At 70.2% G+C, this 16651-nt stretch carries 12 protein-coding genes; 7 read left to right on the top strand and 5 right to left on the bottom strand.

Annotated features, from left to right (window positions below; all coding sequences use genetic code 11):
- Positions 1-2: 2 nt before the first annotated feature.
- On the bottom strand, positions 3-779 hold the full coding sequence (locus ACTIFS_RS07265) for an extensin-like domain-containing protein (protein ID WP_439573389.1): 777 nt from the start codon (positions 777-779) through the stop codon (positions 3-5).
- Between the two features lie 207 nt (positions 780-986).
- Here ACTIFS_RS07265 and ACTIFS_RS07260 point away from each other — a divergent pair, with 207 nt between their 5' ends.
- The 3 genes from ACTIFS_RS07260 to ACTIFS_RS07250 all read left to right on the top strand — a co-directional run bounded on the left by ACTIFS_RS07260 (position 987) and on the right by ACTIFS_RS07250 (position 4799).
- A complete protein-coding gene (locus tag ACTIFS_RS07260; protein ID WP_439573388.1) occupies positions 987-1793 on the top strand; it encodes a 3'(2'),5'-bisphosphate nucleotidase CysQ family protein in 807 nt (268 codons plus the stop codon).
- Positions 1794-2044: 251 nt separating this feature from the next.
- Positions 2045-3079 carry a Fe(3+) ABC transporter substrate-binding protein gene (locus ACTIFS_RS07255; RefSeq protein ID WP_439573387.1) on the top strand — a complete coding sequence of 345 codons (1035 nt, stop codon included), beginning with the start codon at positions 2045-2047 and terminating at the stop codon, positions 3077-3079.
- Positions 3080-3098: 19 nt separating this feature from the next.
- Complete coding sequence (locus ACTIFS_RS07250) at positions 3099-4799, top strand: ABC transporter permease (RefSeq protein ID WP_439573386.1); 1701 nt, start codon at positions 3099-3101, stop codon at positions 4797-4799.
- On the opposite strand, the gene ACTIFS_RS07245 is transcribed toward ACTIFS_RS07250, so the two are convergent.
- Positions 4800-5264, bottom strand: a complete 465-nt coding sequence (locus tag ACTIFS_RS07245) for a nucleoside deaminase (RefSeq protein WP_439573385.1) — start codon at positions 5262-5264, stop codon at positions 4800-4802.
- Positions 5265-5359: 95 nt separating this feature from the next.
- Between ACTIFS_RS07245 and ACTIFS_RS07240 the strand changes: the two genes are divergently transcribed.
- Both ACTIFS_RS07240 and rsmD read left to right on the top strand, forming a co-directional pair.
- On the top strand, positions 5360-8062 hold the full coding sequence (locus ACTIFS_RS07240; RefSeq protein WP_439573384.1) for a pseudouridine synthase: 2703 nt from the start codon (positions 5360-5362) through the stop codon (positions 8060-8062).
- A gap of 3 nt (positions 8063-8065) precedes the next feature.
- Entirely contained in the window at positions 8066-8620 is a 555-nt protein-coding gene (rsmD, locus tag ACTIFS_RS07235) for a 16S rRNA (guanine(966)-N(2))-methyltransferase RsmD (protein WP_439573383.1), read from the top strand.
- Between the two features lie 3 nt (positions 8621-8623).
- Here the strand turns inward: rsmD and mscL are convergent, their stop codons facing one another.
- Positions 8624-9037 (bottom strand): large conductance mechanosensitive channel protein MscL, encoded by a 414-nt coding sequence (mscL, locus tag ACTIFS_RS07230; protein ID WP_439573528.1) that lies wholly within the window; start codon positions 9035-9037, stop codon positions 8624-8626.
- A 199-nt stretch (positions 9038-9236) separates the two neighbouring features.
- On the opposite strand from mscL, the gene ACTIFS_RS07225 reads away from it, so the two are divergent.
- Positions 9237-12779 (top strand): hybrid sensor histidine kinase/response regulator, encoded by a 3543-nt coding sequence (locus ACTIFS_RS07225; protein WP_439573382.1) that lies wholly within the window; start codon positions 9237-9239, stop codon positions 12777-12779.
- A 6-nt stretch (positions 12780-12785) separates the two neighbouring features.
- Here ACTIFS_RS07225 and ACTIFS_RS07220 read toward each other — a convergent pair whose 3' ends face one another.
- Positions 12786-13748: an alpha/beta hydrolase gene (locus ACTIFS_RS07220; protein WP_439573381.1), complete on the bottom strand. Its 963-nt coding sequence runs from the start codon at positions 13746-13748 to the stop codon at positions 12786-12788.
- Positions 13749-13880: 132 nt separating this feature from the next.
- Here ACTIFS_RS07220 and ACTIFS_RS07215 point away from each other — a divergent pair, with 132 nt between their 5' ends.
- Positions 13881-14810 carry a patatin-like phospholipase family protein gene (locus ACTIFS_RS07215; protein WP_439573380.1) on the top strand — a complete coding sequence of 310 codons (930 nt, stop codon included), beginning with the start codon at positions 13881-13883 and terminating at the stop codon, positions 14808-14810.
- On the opposite strand, the gene mutL is transcribed toward ACTIFS_RS07215, so the two are convergent.
- Entirely contained in the window at positions 14807-16648 is a 1842-nt protein-coding gene (gene mutL, locus ACTIFS_RS07210; RefSeq protein WP_439573379.1) for a DNA mismatch repair endonuclease MutL, read from the bottom strand. The two genes, ACTIFS_RS07215 and mutL, sit on opposite strands and share 4 nt — an antisense overlap.
- Positions 16649-16651 lie beyond the last annotated feature (3 nt).

Raw genomic sequence — 16651 nt, 5'->3', positions numbered from 1 at the left:
CCCTACCGGAACAGGCCCTGCGACCGCCCGGTCCCCCAGCCGAACGTGCCGGACGGCGCCGCCGGCTGCAGCATCTGCACCGTCTCCGGCCGCGGCCGGCAGACCCGGCGCGTCCAGCGCGGGTCGTGACGGGCAAGGTCCAGGTGGAAATGGTCGTAGTGGAAGGGGTCGGCGCCGGGGCCCAGCACCGTGGTGAAATGGTCGCAGGCGCGCACGAAGATCTCGCGCAGGAATCCGGATTCGGCCGTCTCGCCGCGCCAGTGCTGGCGCACCACCACCGTGTGGCCGCTCGACAGCACGAAGGCGAAGACGTCCAGCGCATTGCCGAAGGAATGCTCCGACATGCGGCCCGAGCGGGCGCCGCGGATCGAGCGGCAGGAATAGGACCCGGCGCGTACCTCTGTCACACCGGCGCCGAACCAGCGCTGGGCGGCCGGCTGCACCACGTTGTCGATCCAGCGGTCGACGGTCGGCACCATCTGGCAGGCGAGCGTCTGGGGCCGCGAATAGGCAACCTGCCCGCCCGCCTGTGCGGAGACGCGCAGCGGATAGTCCATGCCGCAGGTTCCCGGGCCGCTGATGCCCCCCACCCGCTGGACGTGGCGCGTCATCTGCACGGCGCCCGAACTCATGCAGCGCGCCTCAAGGTCGGAGCGCCACTGCTCGCGCCGCTGATAGGCATAGCGGCCGCAGGCGGCGATCGACAGGATCAGGACCGCCACGCCAAGCCATTTGAGGGCCCTGAGGCCCGATCCATCCCTGCCGAACGCAAAACTCATCGGCCCTGTCCGCATTGCGAGCGGGATCCCGCAGCTTTTGCGGGATCGCCGAAACCTTGCGTTCATCATGCCGCCGGTCCGGTGAAGGAAGGCCGAAGAAACGGCGTGAATCCTTTCTTGCCGACCTGGTTCGCGGCGGGATGCAGGAGCGGGCTGCCGGCCCCCCGGGTGCTTTCCTCCGGGGCACCTGACCCGCTAGGAAGGCTGATGGCCCACCGCTTCCGTGATTCCGCCCTCATCGACGCTCTCGGCGCCCTGGCTGTGGCGGCCGGAGGACGGGTCATGGCGCATTACGGCACCACCGGCTCGATCAAGGCCGACGGCTCGCCGGTGACGGCGGCCGACAACGAGGCGGAGGAGGTGATCCTCGCGGGTCTGGCCCGCCTGCTGCCGGGCGTGCCGGTGCTGGCCGAGGAGCAGGCCGCGGCCGGGCGGCTGCCCGCCGCATCCGATCTCATGGTGGCTGTCGACCCGCTGGACGGCACGCGCGAGTTCATCGCTGGGAATGGCGAGTTCACCGTCAATATCGGCCTCATCGCCCATGGCGCGCCGGTGGCCGGCATCGTCTATGCGCCGGCCCGGTCGCGGCTGTGGCTCGGCGCGGGCGACCGTGCCGAGGCCATGGCGGTGGCGCCGGGCGCGGGCTTCGACACGGCGACCGGACGCGGTCCCGTCCGCACCCGGCCGATGCCGGCCGAAGGTCCGCTGGCGCTCGTCAGCCGCTCGCATCCCGAACCGGCAGTCGAGGCCTTCCTCGCAGGGCACGGCGTCACGAACCGGCAGGCCATGGGCTCCTCGCTCAAATTCGCGGTCATCGCCGAGGGGGGCGCGGAGGTCACCGCGCGCTTCGCCCCGATCACCGAATGGGACATTGCCGCCGGCCATGCGGTTCTGGCGGCCGCCGGCGGCTCCGTCACGCAGCCGGACGGGTCGCCTCTGGTCTATGGGCGCGCCGCGCACGGGTTCCGTACCCAGGCCTATGTGGCGGCAAGCGCCGCATTCGCCGGTCGCTGATCTTTCGCGCCGCCGGCAGGAATGCCGGACATGATCCGGTCCCGCTGCACGCCACCCTCGATAAGCTGATTGCGTCACTCAACAATTTATCCAGATTGCACCGGTTCCAATCTGCACATTCGAGAGATTCCAATGTTTTCTCCAAGACTTGCGGCATTTTTGCGAGCCGCTAGGATGCGGCCGATCCAGATACCGGCCAGAGGCCGGCCATTCCGGTGCCGCCTTGAACGGCCCTGTCGCGGAGACTTGCCATGATCATCAATCCCACCCGCCGTGCCCTTCTCGGTGGCGCCACCCTCCTCGTCGCCGCCCCGTCGGTGCTGCGTGCGCAGACGAAGGTGCTCAACCTCTATTCCTCGCGCCACTACGACACGGACGAGGCGCTCTATACCGAGTTCACCCGGCAGTCGGGCATCACGGTGAACCGGGTGGAGGCGGGTGCCGACCAGCTTCTCGCCCGCATGCAGAGCGAGGGCGCAAGCTCGCCTGCCGACGTTCTGGTGACGGTGGATGCCGGGCGCATCGAGCGGGCAAGCGCGCTCGGCCTGCTGCAGCCCTTCGCCTCCGAGCCGCTGGCGAGCCGAATCCCGGCCCATCTGCGTGACCCCGACGGCAACTGGTTCGCCTTCTCCACTCGTGCCCGCGTCATCTTCGTGGCGAAGGACAAGGTCGCCGATGGCGCCATCTCCACCTACGAGGATCTCGCCGACCCGAAGTGGAAGGGCAAGGTGCTGATCCGCTCCTCGACCAACATCTACAACCAGTCGTTGACCGGCGCGATCCTCGCGGCCAACGGCGAGGCGAAGACCGAGGCCTGGGCGAGGGGCGTGGTTGCCAACATGGCGCGTCCGCCGCGCGGCGGCGACACCGACCAGATCCGCGCCGCCGCAGCCGGCGAGGGCGATATCGCGGTCTCCAACACCTATTATTTCGGCCGCCTGGCCCGCTCCGAGAAGCCCGAGGACAAGGCCGTGGTGGAGAAGCTGCGCCTCGTCTTCCCGAACCAGGGCGATCGCGGCACGCACGTCAACATCTCGGCCGCCGGCATTGCCCGCCATGCCAAGAACCTCGACGCCGCCAAGGCCTATCTGGAATATCTCGCCACGCCGTCGGCGCAGCGCTATTTCGCCTGGGGCAACTCCGAATATCCGGCGGTTTCCGGCGTCGAGCCGCCGCCCCATGTCGCTGCCTGGGGTGCGTTCAAGTCCGATCAGCTCAATGCCCGCGTCTTCGCGCGCAACAATGCCGAGGCCCTGAAACTGATGGACCGCGCCGGCTGGAAGTGACGCACGGGTCCATGACGTCTTGACCGACACGACCGCCAGCAGCCGATCCTGGCTTCCCGCGCGCCCGGCCTTCACGGCCGGGCGTTCGGCGTTCGCTGTCATGGCGCTGGTGCTCGCCGCCCTGGTGGCCTTGCCGATCCTGGCCGTGGTGGCGAGCCTTGCCGGCCCGGCCGGTCCCTCCATCGCCCATCTGATGAACACCGTGCTGGCGGAGATCGTCGCCAACACGGTCTGGATGGTGGTGTTCGTCGGGCTCGGCACGGCGGTGATCGGAACCGGCACGGCCTGGCTGGTGACGCTGTGCCGCTTCCCCGGCTCGCGGGCGTTCGAATGGCTGCTGCTGCTGCCGCTGGCCATTCCCGCCTATATCATCGGCTATGCCTATGCCGACGCCATGGCCTTTGCCGGCCCCATCCAGTCGGCGCTCAGGACCACGTTCGGCTGGTCGCGTGGCGACTATTGGTTCCCCAACCTGAACAGCGTTGGCGGGGTCAGCGTCCTGCTCACCCTCGTCCTCTACCCCTATGTCTATCTGCTGGCCCGCGCCGCTTTCCTCGACCAGTCCACCTGCGTGCTGGAGGCGGCCCGCACGCTCGGCTCCAATCCCTGGGGCGCCTGTTTCCGGGTGGGCCTGCCGATGGCACGGCCGGCCATTGCCGCCGGCACGGCGCTCGCCCTCATGGAGGCGCTCGCCGATTTCGGCACGGTGCAATATTTCGGCGTCACCACTTTCACCACCACCATCTACCGCACCTGGTTCGGCATGGGCGACCGGGTCGCGGCGGCGCAGCTTGCCTCCAGCCTGCTCATCGTCGTGCTGTTGCTGATCGCGCTGGAGATGTTTGCCCGCCGCGGACGGCGCTTCGGTGGCGGCGGCCGGCGCCACCGCACGATCGTGCCGCTGCAGCTTGGCCCGCTGGGCGCCCTGCTGGCGGTTCTGGCCTGCGCCCTGCCTGTGCTGCTCGGCTTCGTCCTGCCGATCGCAGCGCTCCTGCGCCTGCATGTCGATGGCGGCGACCCGCTGTTCGGTGTGCGGTTCCTCACCTATGCGTGGAACTCGTTCCGCCTCGCCGGCCTTGCCGCGCTCCTCGTCGTGGCCGTGGCGGCGCTCATCGCCTATGCCCAGCGCCTGTCGCCGGGTCCTGTGACCATGGCCGCAACCCGCATCGCCGCCATCGGCTATGCCGTGCCCGGCACCGTCATCGCGGTCGGCATCCTCATGCCGCTCGGCGCCTTCGACGCCTGGGCCGATGCCTCGATGCGGTCGATGTTCGGCTGGAGCACCGGCCTCGTTCTCTCCGGCACCGTCATCGCGCTGCTCTATGCCTATCTGGTGCGGTTCCTCGCCGTCGCGCTGGGGCCGGTCGAATCCGGCCTGCACAAGATTCCCGGCTCGCTCGATGCCGCCGCCCGCACGCTGGGAGCGTCGACGGCCGAGATCGCCCGGTCGATCCACGCGCCGCTGCTGCGCCGCTCGCTGCTGACCGCCGGTCTCGTCGCCTTTGTCGACGTGCTCAAGGAACTGCCGGCGACGATCATCGTCCGCCCGTTCAACTTCGACACGCTGGCGGTGAGGGTCTACAGCCTCGCCTCCGACGAGCGTCTGGCCCAGGCCTCCACCGGCTCGCTGGTCATCGTCGCCATCGGCCTCATTCCGGTGATCCTCATCACCCGGATGATCGCCAGGGAGCGGGCGAGCGCCGGGCGCGCCGCGTCCTGATCAGCGGTGGGTCCGGAAGAAGTCCCTGAGGAGGCTTGCCGCCTCGCTCTCGCCGATGCCGCCATAGACATCCGGCCGGTGGTGGCAGGTCGGCTGCGCATAGAGCCTGACCCCGCTCTCGACCGCCCCGCCCTTGGGATCGGCCGCGCCGAAATAGAGCCGGCGGATGCGCGCGAAGGAAATCGCCGCCGCACACATGGGGCAGGGCTCCAGCGTCACGTAGAGATCGCAGCCGGGCAGGCGTTCCGAACCGAGGGCCCGGCAGGCGGCCCGGATCGCGACAATTTCGGCATGGGCGGTCGGGTCGGCATCGGCGAGTGTGCGGTTGCCGGCGCGCGCAATGACCGCCCCGTCGCGGACGATCACCGCCCCGACCGGCACCTCGCCACGCGCGGCGGCGGCGCGCGCCTCCTCCAGAGCCACGTCCATCGGGCTTGCCGCCCGCGTCGAAAGCGCACTCGCCATCGCGTTCCGATCATGATAAAGGCCCCGCTTCCTGCCGGGCCACCCGGCCGCGCACGCCGGACGGCGCCGCGACACCCCGATCTCACGAGAGAACCATGCCCCGCAAGCGTGACGATGATCGTCCGGCATCCAGCCGGACGCGAGAAGCCGTTTCCGAAGCCGCTCCGAAGCGCCGGAAGACCACCGAGCCGGCCGTTGCCGCCGTGACCGAAGCTGCCGGTGCCAAGGCGGCTCCCGCTGCCAGGACTGCCAAGACAGCCAAGGCGACCAAGGCCGCCACTTCAGCCAAGGCAGCGACGCCCGTCAAATCGGCCAAGGCCGCCGACACCGCCAGGCCGGCCAAGGTGACCAAGCCCGCCAAGGCCGCAGAGACCGAATCCGCCGCCAAGGCTGAAAAGGCCCCCAAGGCTGCCAAGGCTGAAAAGGCGCCCAAGGCAGCGAAGGCCGAGAAGGCCCCGAAGGCCAAGAAGGCCGAACAGCCTGCCGAGATCGTCGCGGTCGCCACAAGCGAGGACCTCGCGCCGAAGCCGGCCCGCAAGTCCCGCAAGGCCGCGGAGGCCGAGGTGGCTGCTGCTCCCGTCGAGACGGCCGCGCCCTTGTCCGACAAGCCGGCCCGAAAGCCGCGCCCTGCCCGGGATGCCGCAACCGCGGACGACAATCCATCCGACGACATGCCCGCCTTCCTCGACGACATCGACGAGGATCCGGTGGTCAAGGCGCTGGCCGCCGAGGCCGGCATCGATAAGCCGAAGCGCAATGCCCGCGAGGATGACCGCCAGCCCGCCCGCGGCCGGCGCGACGATCGCGGCGACCGCTTCGAGCGTCCCCGCCGGTTCGAGGATCGCGGCGAGCGGCCGCGCCGCTTCGAGGAGCGCGGCGGCGACCGTTTCCAGCGCGACCGCAACACCGTGCCGCGCGAGCGCGACCGCTCGTTCGAGCCGGTCAATCGCGGCGAGGAGCGGATCGCCCGCGTGCTCGCCCGCGCAGGGCTCTGCTCGCGCCGAGAGGCGGAGGAATGGATCGAGGCCGGCCGTGTGTCGGTCAATGGCGCGGTTCTCACCTCGCCGGCCATGAACGTCACCGAGAGCGACGTGGTGCTGGTGGATGGCGAGCGGCTGCCCGAGCGCGAGCGCACCCGTCTGTGGCTCTACCACAAGCCGGCGGGCCTGGTGACCACCACCTCCGACCCGGAAGGGCGGCCGACCATCTTCGACGCCCTGCCGGAGGATCTGCCGCGCGTCGTCACCGTCGGTCGGCTCGACATCAACACCGAGGGCCTGCTGCTGCTCACCAATGACGGTGGCCTCGCCCGCGTGCTGGCCCTGCCGGCGACCGGCTGGCTGCGCCGCTATCGCGTTCGCGCGCATGGCAGCGTCGACCAGGCGACCCTCGACCGCCTGCGCGGCGGCATCGAGATCGACGGCGTCGAATATGGTCCCATCGAGGCCGAGCTCGACCGCGTGCAGGGGACCAATTCCTGGCTCACCCTGTCGCTGCGCGAGGGCAAGAACCGTGAGGTCAAGAACGTGCTCGGCGCCATCGGCCTCGACGTCAACCGGTTGATCCGCGTTTCGTTCGGGCCGTTCCAGCTCGGCGAGCTGGCCGAGGGCGAAGTGGACGAAATCCGCACCCGCGTGCTGCGCGACCAGCTTGGCGAGGAACTGTCCGAGCTTGCCGGCGTCGAGTTCGACCGCCCGGTGTTCGAGCGTGTCGGCGCGCGCGACGATCACGACAGCCGTCGTGGCCGCACCGAGCGCCCGCAGCGCAGCGAGCGTCCCGTGCGCGACGAGCGTCCGCGCCGGTTCGAGGATCGCGGCGAGCGTCGCGACGCCGGCCCTGGCCGGTTCGGCGACCGTGACGAGCGTCCGCGTAGGTTCGACCGTGACGGCGACCGTCCCCGCGGTTTCAGCCGCGACGATGATCGCGGTGGCCGTTTCGGCCGCGACCGCGAGGAGGGCGACCGCCCGATGGGCAAGACGCCCGAGCACCGGTTCGGCAACCGCGCCCGCATCTGGCGCGACGGCGAGGCGACCTCGTTCGGCCCGCGCGACAAGGCGCGGCCCGCCTACAAGGGCGGCCGCGACCGGCCGGAGGGCGAGCGCGACCTGCGTCGTGCCGCGCCCCTGACGGATTCGCAGGGCCGTCGGGTCCGCGTGGAGAAGGTCGAGGGTGCGGAGGCTGTCGAAACCGAGGCGCCGCGCAGCTTCGAGGGCCGCGGCCGTCGCTTCGAGGGTCGCGACGAGCGCCCGCGCGGCAATTTCGGCGGCCCGGGCCGGCCGGGCCGTGACCGCGATGATGATCGCGGTTTCCGCCCGCGCGGCGACCGTCCGTTCGCCAAGCGGCGCGACGATGACCGCGGCGAGCGCAGCTTCCGCCCCTGGGCGGACCGGGAGGAGGGCAGCCGCCCGGATCGTGGCTTCCGGCAGAGGCCGGACCGCGATTCCGGCGACCGGGGCGACCGTCCCTCGGGTGGCAGGTCATTCGGCGACCGTCCCTCGGGTGGCCGGTCGTTCGGGGATCGTCCCTCGGGCGGCAGGTCGTTCGGTGATCGTCCAGCCGGTGGCAAGTCGTTCGGTGACCGTCCCTCGGGTGGCAGGTCGTTCGGGGATCGTCCCGCCGGTGGCAAGCCCTTCGGGGATCGTCCGTCAGGGGGCCGCTCGTTCGAGGGCAAGCCGGGAGGCGGCCGGCCCTTTGCCAAGAAGCCTTTCGGCGGCAAGAGCGGCGGTCGTGACGATCGTGGCGGCGGCGGTCGCCCTGGCGGCAAGGGCCGTCCGGGCGGAGATCGCGGGAGCCGCTGAGCCATGCGGATCGTCGGCGGCAGGTTCCGCGGGCGGACGCTCACCGGGCCGAGGTCGGACGGCATCCGCCCGACCTCAGACCGGTTGCGCGAGAGCCTGTTCAACGTGCTCGCCCACGGCCATGACGACGCCTGTGCGGGCGCCCGCGTGCTGGACCTGTTTGCCGGCACCGGCGCGCTCGCACTGGAGGCCATGTCGCGGGGGGCGGTGTTTGCCGCCCTCGTCGACCAGGGCGCCGAGGCGCGCGGCCTGATCCGCGCCAATGTCGATGCGCTCGGCGTCGCCGGCATGACCGCCGTGCTCAAGCGCGACGCCACGCGGCTGGGGCCGGTCGCGCCCTTCGATCCCTTCACACTGGTCTTCTGCGACCCGCCCTACCGCAAGGGCCTCGGCGAACAGGCCCTTGCCGGGGCGCTGGCCGGCGGCTGGCTGGCGCCCGGCGCGCTGGTGGTGCTGGAGGAGGCCTCGGATGCCAGCGTCGCGCTCCCCGCCGGCCTCGAGGCTCTGGAGGAGCGGGCGGCGGGCGACAGCCGTCTGGTCATCGCCCGCTTCGGCTAGCGGCTATTTCTTCAGGAGATCGCGGATCTCGGTGAGCAGCACCACGTCGGCCGGCGGTGCGGCCGGTTCCGCGGGTGCTGCCGCTTCCTGCCGCTTCATGCGGTTGATGGCCTTGACCACCATGAACAGCACGGCCGCGATGATCGCGAAGTTCAGCGCGATGGTGAAGAACCGGCCATAGGCCAGCACCGCGCCCTGCTTCTGGGCGTCGGCGAGGTTGGTGGCGGTCACGTCCCGGCCGAGCGCGATGAAGTAGTTGGTGAAGTCGAGTCCGCCGACAATGGCGCCCAGGATGGGCATGAACAGGTCGGCAACGACGGAATCGACGATCCTGCTGAACGCCGCGCCGATGATCACGCCGATCGCAAGATCGACGACATTGCCCTTGAGGGCGAATTCCCGAAACTCCTTCAGCATCGTCGCGGCTCCATTCGTGTGCGCCTGATGGGGGAATCGGACGCCTTGCACGCCAACGATCCGGGATAAGCCGGCCCTTGGCAATGGCCGGGCCGGCATGGCTTCGACCTTGGGCGCGATGGACTTCGCCCGGCCTGCATGATGAAGTCGGTCCAAGGTCCGCCAGAGGCCCGGCGAAGGGGAGTGTCGGCAACCCGCGATGAGCATGGGCGTCATCATCATCGTCACGGCGCTGGCCTATCTCGGCGCGCTGTTCCTCGTCGCCTATTGGGGCGACCGGCGCCGGGCGCGGGAAAAGGCGATCCGCCAGAGCCAGACCTGGATCTATCCGCTGTCGCTGGCGGTCTATTGCACCTCCTGGACGTTTTTCGGCTCGGTCGGCCTTGCCTCCCGCAACGGCTTCGACTTTCTCGCCATCTATGTCGGCCCGATGATCCTGTTCGCGGTGTTCTGGCCGTTCGTGGCCCGCGTCGTGCGCATCGCCAAGGCGCAGAACATCACCTCGGTGGCCGATTTCATCGGCGCGCGCTACGGCAAGAGCCAGACGGTGGCGGCCATGGTCTGCCTCATCGTCACGGTCGGCACGATCCCCTATGTGGCCCTGCAGATGAAGGCGGTCTCGGCCTCGCTGCTGACCACCTTCGAGCCGGGCGAGATCGCCACCATGGCGCGCACCCTGCCGCTGTTCTCCGACATCGCGCTCGTCGTCGCGCTGTCCATGGCCGTCTTCGCCATGCTGTTCGGCACGCGCCATGCCGATGCCACCGAGCACCAGGACGGGCTGATCCTGGCGGTCGCGGCCGAGTCCATCGTCAAGCTGGTCTGCTTCCTGGCCGTCGGCATCTACGTCACCTACTGGATGTTCGGCGGCTTCACCGACCTGTTCGCGCGCGTGGCCGCGCGCGCCGACATCATGGATGCGGTCATCCGCTGGCCCGACGCCTCCACCTTCCTCGCCATGAGCGTGCTGTCCTTCTGCTGCGGCATCCTGCTCCCGCGCATGTTCCATGTCGGCGTGGTGGAGAACCATTCGCAGGCGGAGGTTCGGCGTGCCTCCTGGCTGTTCCCGATCTATCTGGTGCTGATCAACCTGTTCGTCGTGCCGATCGCGGTGGCCGGCCTCCTGAGCTTCCCGCCCGGCGGCATCGACAGCGACATGACCGTGGTTGCCCTGCCGCTGTCGCGCAACAACGACATCATGACGCTGATCGCCTTCATCGGCGGTCTGTCGGCGGCCACCGCCATGGTGATCGTGGCGAGCGTGGCGCTCTCCATCATGATCTCCAACGACGTGGTCATTCCCTCGATCCTGAAATGGCGCGGGCGCCTGGCCGTGCGCGAGGAAAACGCCGACGATCGCTCCGATCTCGGGCCGACCATCCTCAAGATCCGCCGCACCATCATCCTCGGCGTGATGATGGCGGCCTATGTCTATTACCGCATCGCCGGCGACGCCCAGCTCGCCTCCATCGGCCTCCTGTCGTTTGCGGCCGTATCCCAGCTGGCACCCGCCTTCTTCGGCGGCCTGTTCTGGCGGCGCGCGACCGCGCGCGGCGCGGTCTTCGGCATGGCCATCGGCCTGATGGTATGGGGCTACACGCTCCTGATCCCCATGCTGGTGACCACCGGCGTGCTGCACCCCGCCATCCTCACCCAGGGCCTGTTCGGTCTGGCCGCGCTCAAGCCGCAGGACCTGTTCGGCATCGGCCTGCCGCCGCTGGCCCATGGCGTGTTCTGGTCGCTGAGCGCGAACATCATCGTCTTCGTGCTGGCCTCGCTCGCCCGCCGGCCGGCGGCCATCGAACAATTGCAGGCCGGGCTGTTCGTGCCCTCCCAGCCCTCGCCCTATGCGCCGAGCTTCCGCCTCTGGCGCTCCGCCGTGACGGTGGATGAGGTCGAGCGTACGGTCGCCCGCTATCTCGGCGCCGAGCGGACGGCGGCGGCCTTCCGCAGCCACACCGCGCAGCGCGGCCGGCCGCTCGACCCCGAGGCCGAGGCCGATATCGAGCTGCTGCGCCATGCCGAACGCCTGCTCGCCTCCGCCATCGGCACGGCCTCCTCGCGGCTGGTCCTGTCGCTGCTCCTCAAGAAGCGGTCGGTCTCGACCACCGATGCGCTCAAACTGCTCGACGATGCCAATGCGGCCATGCAGTACAACCGCGAGGTGCTGCAGACGGCGCTGGAACATGCCCAGGAAGGTGTCTCGGTCTTCGACCGCGATGGCCGTCTGATGGTCTGGAACCGGCCCTTCGCCGAGGTGCTCGACCTGCCGCCCGAGACGCTGCACATCGGCGCCAGCTTCGAGAGCGTGCTGCGTGGCCTCGCCCGGCGCGGCGAGTTCGGCCGCGGCCAGGTCGAGGCGCTGGTCGCCGGGCGCGTTCACCGGCTGATGCGCGCCGGCGAGCCGCAGATCGAGCGGCTGGCCAAGCGTGGCATGGTGGTGGAGATCCGTTCCGCCGGGCTGCCGGACGGCGGCGTTGTCATGACCTTCACCGACGTGACCGCGCGCATCGCCGCCGCCGAGGACCTGGAGCGCGCCAACGAGACGCTGGAGCGGCGCGTGCAGGAGCGCACCGAGGAACTGACACGCCTCAATGCCGAACTGGCCAAGGCCAAGGCCGAAGCGGACGAGGCGAACCTGTCGAAGACGCGCTTCCTCGCGGCGGCCAGCCACGACATCCTGCAGCCGCTCAATGCCGCGCGCCTCTACACCACCTCGCTGGTGGAGCGGAACGAGAGCGGCGACACGCGCCGCCTCGTGGACAATGTCGACGCCTCGCTGGAGGCCGTGGAGGAAATCCTCGGAGCGCTGCTCGACATCTCCCGCCTCGATGCCGGTGCCATGAAGCCGGAGATCGGGTCCTTCCGCATCGACGACCTGTTCCGCCAGCTGGAGGTGGAGTTCGCCCCGATCGCCGCGCAGAAGGGCCTCGCGCTGACCTTCGTCCATTCGTCGCTGGCCGTGCATTCCGACCGCCGGCTGCTGCGTCGCTTGCTGCAGAACCTCGTATCCAACGCCATCAAATATACCCAGACGGGCCATGTGCTGGTCGGTTGCCGCCGTCGCGGGCGCAAGCTCTTCCTGGAGGTCCATGACACCGGACCGGGCATCCCGCAGCGCAAGCAGCGCATCATCTTCCAGGAGTTCCAGCGGCTGGAGCAGGGCGCCCGTCATGCCCGCGGCCTCGGCCTCGGCCTGTCCATCGTCGAGCGCATCGCCCGCGTGCTTGAGCACCGCCTGGTGATCCGCTCCAAGGTCGGCAAGGGCTCGTGTTTCGCGGTCGAGGTGCCGATCGCCCCGGCCGTGCCGGCCCTGTCCGGTGGGATCGTTCCCCCGATGGTGCCGGCAGCGCCCCTGGACAGCCTGGTGGTGCTTGCCATCGACAACGAGCCGAAGATCATCGAGGGGATGCGCACCCTGCTCACCGGCTGGGGCTGTCACACGCTGACGGCCGCCGGCTGGAAGGAGGCGCAGGAAGTGCTCAACCAGTCCGCGGTCACGCCCGACGTGCTGGTCGTCGACTACCATCTGGATTCAGGCAATGGCCTCGACGTGGTGACGCAGTTGCGCTGGCGCTTCGGGGCCTCGCTGCCGGCGATCCTGATCACCGCCGACCGCAGCCGCGAGGTGCGCGAAAAGGCGGCCGAGCGCAATGTTCACCTGCTGCACAAGCCGCTGAAACCGGCAGCGCTTCGCGCGCTGCTGACCCAGTGGCGGGTGCAGAAGCAGGCCGCCGAATAGGCCGGCTCAGTCCGCAGTGACACGCTGCATGAAAGCGTCGATGCGGCCAAGGCAGCGGTCGGTGTTCGAGCCGGGAAAGCCTGCGAAGACGTGGCAGCCGCCCGGATAGAGATCCAGCGTTGCCGCATTGCCGGACGCCGCCCAGCGGCTCGCCATGAACAGGCTGTCGTCGACCAGCGCGTCGAGCGTGCCGACCGAGAACAGCGCCGGCGGCATGCCCTTCAGATCGGCGTGGATCGGCGAGACGTCCGGGTCGGCCCTGTCGCCGCCATGGACCAGGAAGTGGCGCACGAACATGGTGATGTCGCGCGTGGTCAGCACCAGCTTGGTCTGGCCGAAATTGCGCGCCGAGGGGGTGAGCGCCAGATCGTAGCAGCCGGCATTCAGATTGGCGCCGCGGAAGGGACTGAGGCCGTGGCGGTCGCGCAGGCGCAGCATGGTCACAACCGCCAGATGGGCGCCGGCGCTCTCCCCGCCGATGACGATCCGGTCGGTGCCGAACAGTTCCTGTGCCTTGCCGGCCAGCCAGAGCGCGGCATCCTCGCAGTCATCCGGGCCGATGGGATAGGGATATTCCGGGGCGAGCCGGTATTCCACCGAGACGCAGGCCATGCCGGCCCGGTCGGCGTGGCGCTCCAGCCAGGCATCGTGGAAATCCGCCGCGCCCACCGCCCATCCGCCGCCATGGATATGCAGATAGACGCCCTTCGGGCTGTCGGGCGCGATGATCCTGAGATCGATCGGTCCGTGCCGGCCCTCGATGGTCATCGTGCGCGCGCGCGGCGAGAAGACCGGCGCCGGGAAGGCGCCCTTGCCCTCGCGCCTGAGCTGCCGCATCACCGGCAGCGGCTGGCCCCACAGGTCCCAGTGCTCCAGCGCCTTGAGGATGGCGGCATTGACGGCAAGCGCATCGGCCGGCGCACGGGCCGGATCGAAGGCGCCGGCATCGAACGAGAAGGGCTCTGTCATGGCAGGTCGGGACATGGCATCCGGCGGTGATGAGGACAGGGCCGCCATCAAAGCGGGCGGATGCCACCGGCGCAACCCGGCTCACGGAATGCCGGCCTCCCGGCGGGTCGTCCCTTCGGCTAGGATGGGGCCATGACCACGACGCCCGCACCGGTGAGCCCGCATGGCCAGGGTGGACCTGCCCGGGGTGAACCTGCCCAGGGTGGCCTCGCGCTCGTGCTCGGCGGGGGCGGCGCCAAGGGCATCGCCCATATCGTCGTCATCGAGGTGCTCGACGAACTCGGCCTCAGGCCCGTCGAGGTGGCGGGAACCTCAATCGGCGCTATCATCGGGGCCTGCTACTGCGCCGGCATGACCGGCCGCCAGATGCGGGCCTATGCGACCGACATGCTGAGGATGCGGCCGGAGGTGCTGCGCCGCCTGCTCACCTGCCGCGTCGGGCGGTTCACCGACATCATCCGCACCGGTCTCACCAACCCGGTGCTGGTGGATGCCGAGAAACTGCTCGATGCCTTCCTGCCAGCCGGCCTGCCCGCGAGCTTCGAGGACCTCGCCATCCCGCTGACCGTGGTTGCCACCGACTACCACAGCGGCGCCGATATCGGCCTGTCGGACGGGCCGCTTCTGCCGGCGGTCGGCGCCTCCATGGCGCTGCCGGGCATCATCCGGCCGGTGGTCCATCGCGGCCGGGTCCTGATCGATGGCGGGGCCATCAATCCCCTGCCGGTGGACAGGGTGCGGGCCCCGGTGGTGATCGCCGTCGACATCCTGGACGGCGCCCGGGAGGTTAGCGAGATCGACGCGACGGTGCCGGAGCCGCTGGATGCCCTGTTCGGTTCGCTCACCCTCATGATGCAGGCGCTGTCCGACATCAAGATCAAGCAGACCCGCCCGACCGTCCTGCTCCGGCCACCGGTCGCAGGGTTCCGCGGGCTCGAGTTCTTCCGTGCGCCCGAAATCTTTGCCGTCTGCGACCGCGCCAGGGACGACATGAAGCGCCGCATCGCTCGCGCGCTGGAGGCAACGCCCGCCACCTTGCTGGAAGATCCCGCGGGCCGCTAGCGCCGGCCGAACAGCTTCTCGATCTCGGCCAGCGACAGCGTGATGGAGGTCGGCCGGCCGTGATTGCACTGAGCCGAGCCGGGTGTCGCCTCCATCTCGCGCAGGAGCGCGTTCATCTCTGCGGGTTTCAGCTGGCGGCCGGCACGCACCGAGCCGTGGCAGGCGGCGGTGGCGAGCGCCTTCATCAGGCGCTCCTCCAGTGGAGCGGCGGTGTCGGCCTCGGCCAGGTGCTCGGCAAGGTCGCGAACCAGTGTTGCCGCATCGATCTCGCCGAGCACGGCCGGCGTCTCGCTGACCGCGACCGCCCCCGGCCCGAACCCCTCGACCACCAGGCCGAGGCGGGCGAGTTCCTCGGCCCGCTCGAGCAGGCGGCCGCAGTCGGCGGCATCGAGATCGACCACCACGGGGATCAGCAGCGCCTGCCGGGCGATGCCGGCCTCGGCCATCTGTCGCTTCAGCCGCTCATAGACCAGCCGCTCGTGGGCGGCGTGCTGGTCGATGATGACCATGCCGTCGCGCGTCTGTGCGACGATATAGGTCTCGTGGACCTGTGCCCGGGCGGCGCCCAGCGGCCGGTCGAGATCGGCCGGCTCCGGCAGGTCTGCCTCCATCCGGGCGGCAGGGCCGTCGTCCATGGCAAAGGCGGCCTGCGGCGCCTCCGCAAAGCCCGCAGGCCGTGGCGGCGTCACCGGCCGGAAGGCCGATTGCCGCCAGTCGTGGCCCTGCAGAAGGCCGGGCCGATGGCCGGGATAGGGGCCCGCAGGGTGACCATGCGCGCCCCGCCGGGCGGCGGCCTCCAGCGTCGCGATCGCCGCACCGGCAACCGAACTCGCCGTGGTCGGTGCGGCCTGGGCAATGGCCTCGCGGACCCCTGAGACGATCAGCCCGCGCACCAGGGCGGCGTCGCGAAACCGCACCTCGGTCTTGGCCGGATGGACGTTGACGTCCACCTCGTGCGGGTCGAGTTCGATGAACAGGGCCGCTGCCGGGTGCCTGTCGCGCGGCATCACGTCGGCATAGGCGCCGCGCAGCGCGCCCATGACCAGCCGGTCGCGCACCGGCCGGCCGTTGACGAACAGGAACTGGCTGGCGCCGGTCGCCTTGTGCAGGGTCGGCAGGCCGGCAAAGCCGTAGAGGCGGACGCCCTGGCGCGAGACGTCCAGCGCCATGGCATTGTCGGAGAAGTCGCGGCCGGCGACATCGCCGATCCGCTCCAGCAGGCCTGCCTCGCCGAACGGCCGGGCGGCATAGCGGCGCACGGTGCCCTCGTCGTCGGCCAGCGAGAAGGCAACGGTCGGGTGGGCGAGGGCGAGGCGCCTGACCACATCGGCCACGGCGCTGGCCTCCGCCCGGTCGCTCTTCAGGAACTTGAGCCGGGCCGGTGTCGCGGCGAAGAGGTCGGCGGCCTCGACCCGCGTGCCGCGCTGGATCGGTGCGGGCACCGGCTCGCCCTTGTCGCCGGCATTCACGGTCAGTGCCCAGCCATGCGGCTCGTCGGCATGGCGGGTGGTGATGGTGAGGTGCGAGACCGCGCCGATCGAGGGCAGCGCCTCGCCGCGAAAGCCCAGGGTGCGGATGTCGAGCAGGTCCTCGCCGGCAAGCTTCGAGGTGGCGTGGCGTTCGATGCAGAGCACCAGATCGGCCAGCGACATGCCCGCGCCGTCGTCCACGACCCGGATCAGCCGCCGCCCGCCGGCGCCGATGGTGATGTCGATGCGCCGGGCGCCGGCATCCAGCGCATTCTCCACCAGTTCCTTGACCGCTGCAGCCGGCCGCTCGACCACCTCGCCGGCGGCGATGCGGTTGACGATGCCTTCGGGAAGCTGGCGGACCGGCATGGG

Source organism: Phreatobacter sp., from assembly GCF_051860605.1.
Classification (GTDB): Bacteria; Pseudomonadota; Alphaproteobacteria; order Rhizobiales; family Phreatobacteraceae; genus Phreatobacter.
Note: the sequence above shows the minus strand (reverse complement) of the source record. Positions and strands in the feature narration are given on the sequence as shown.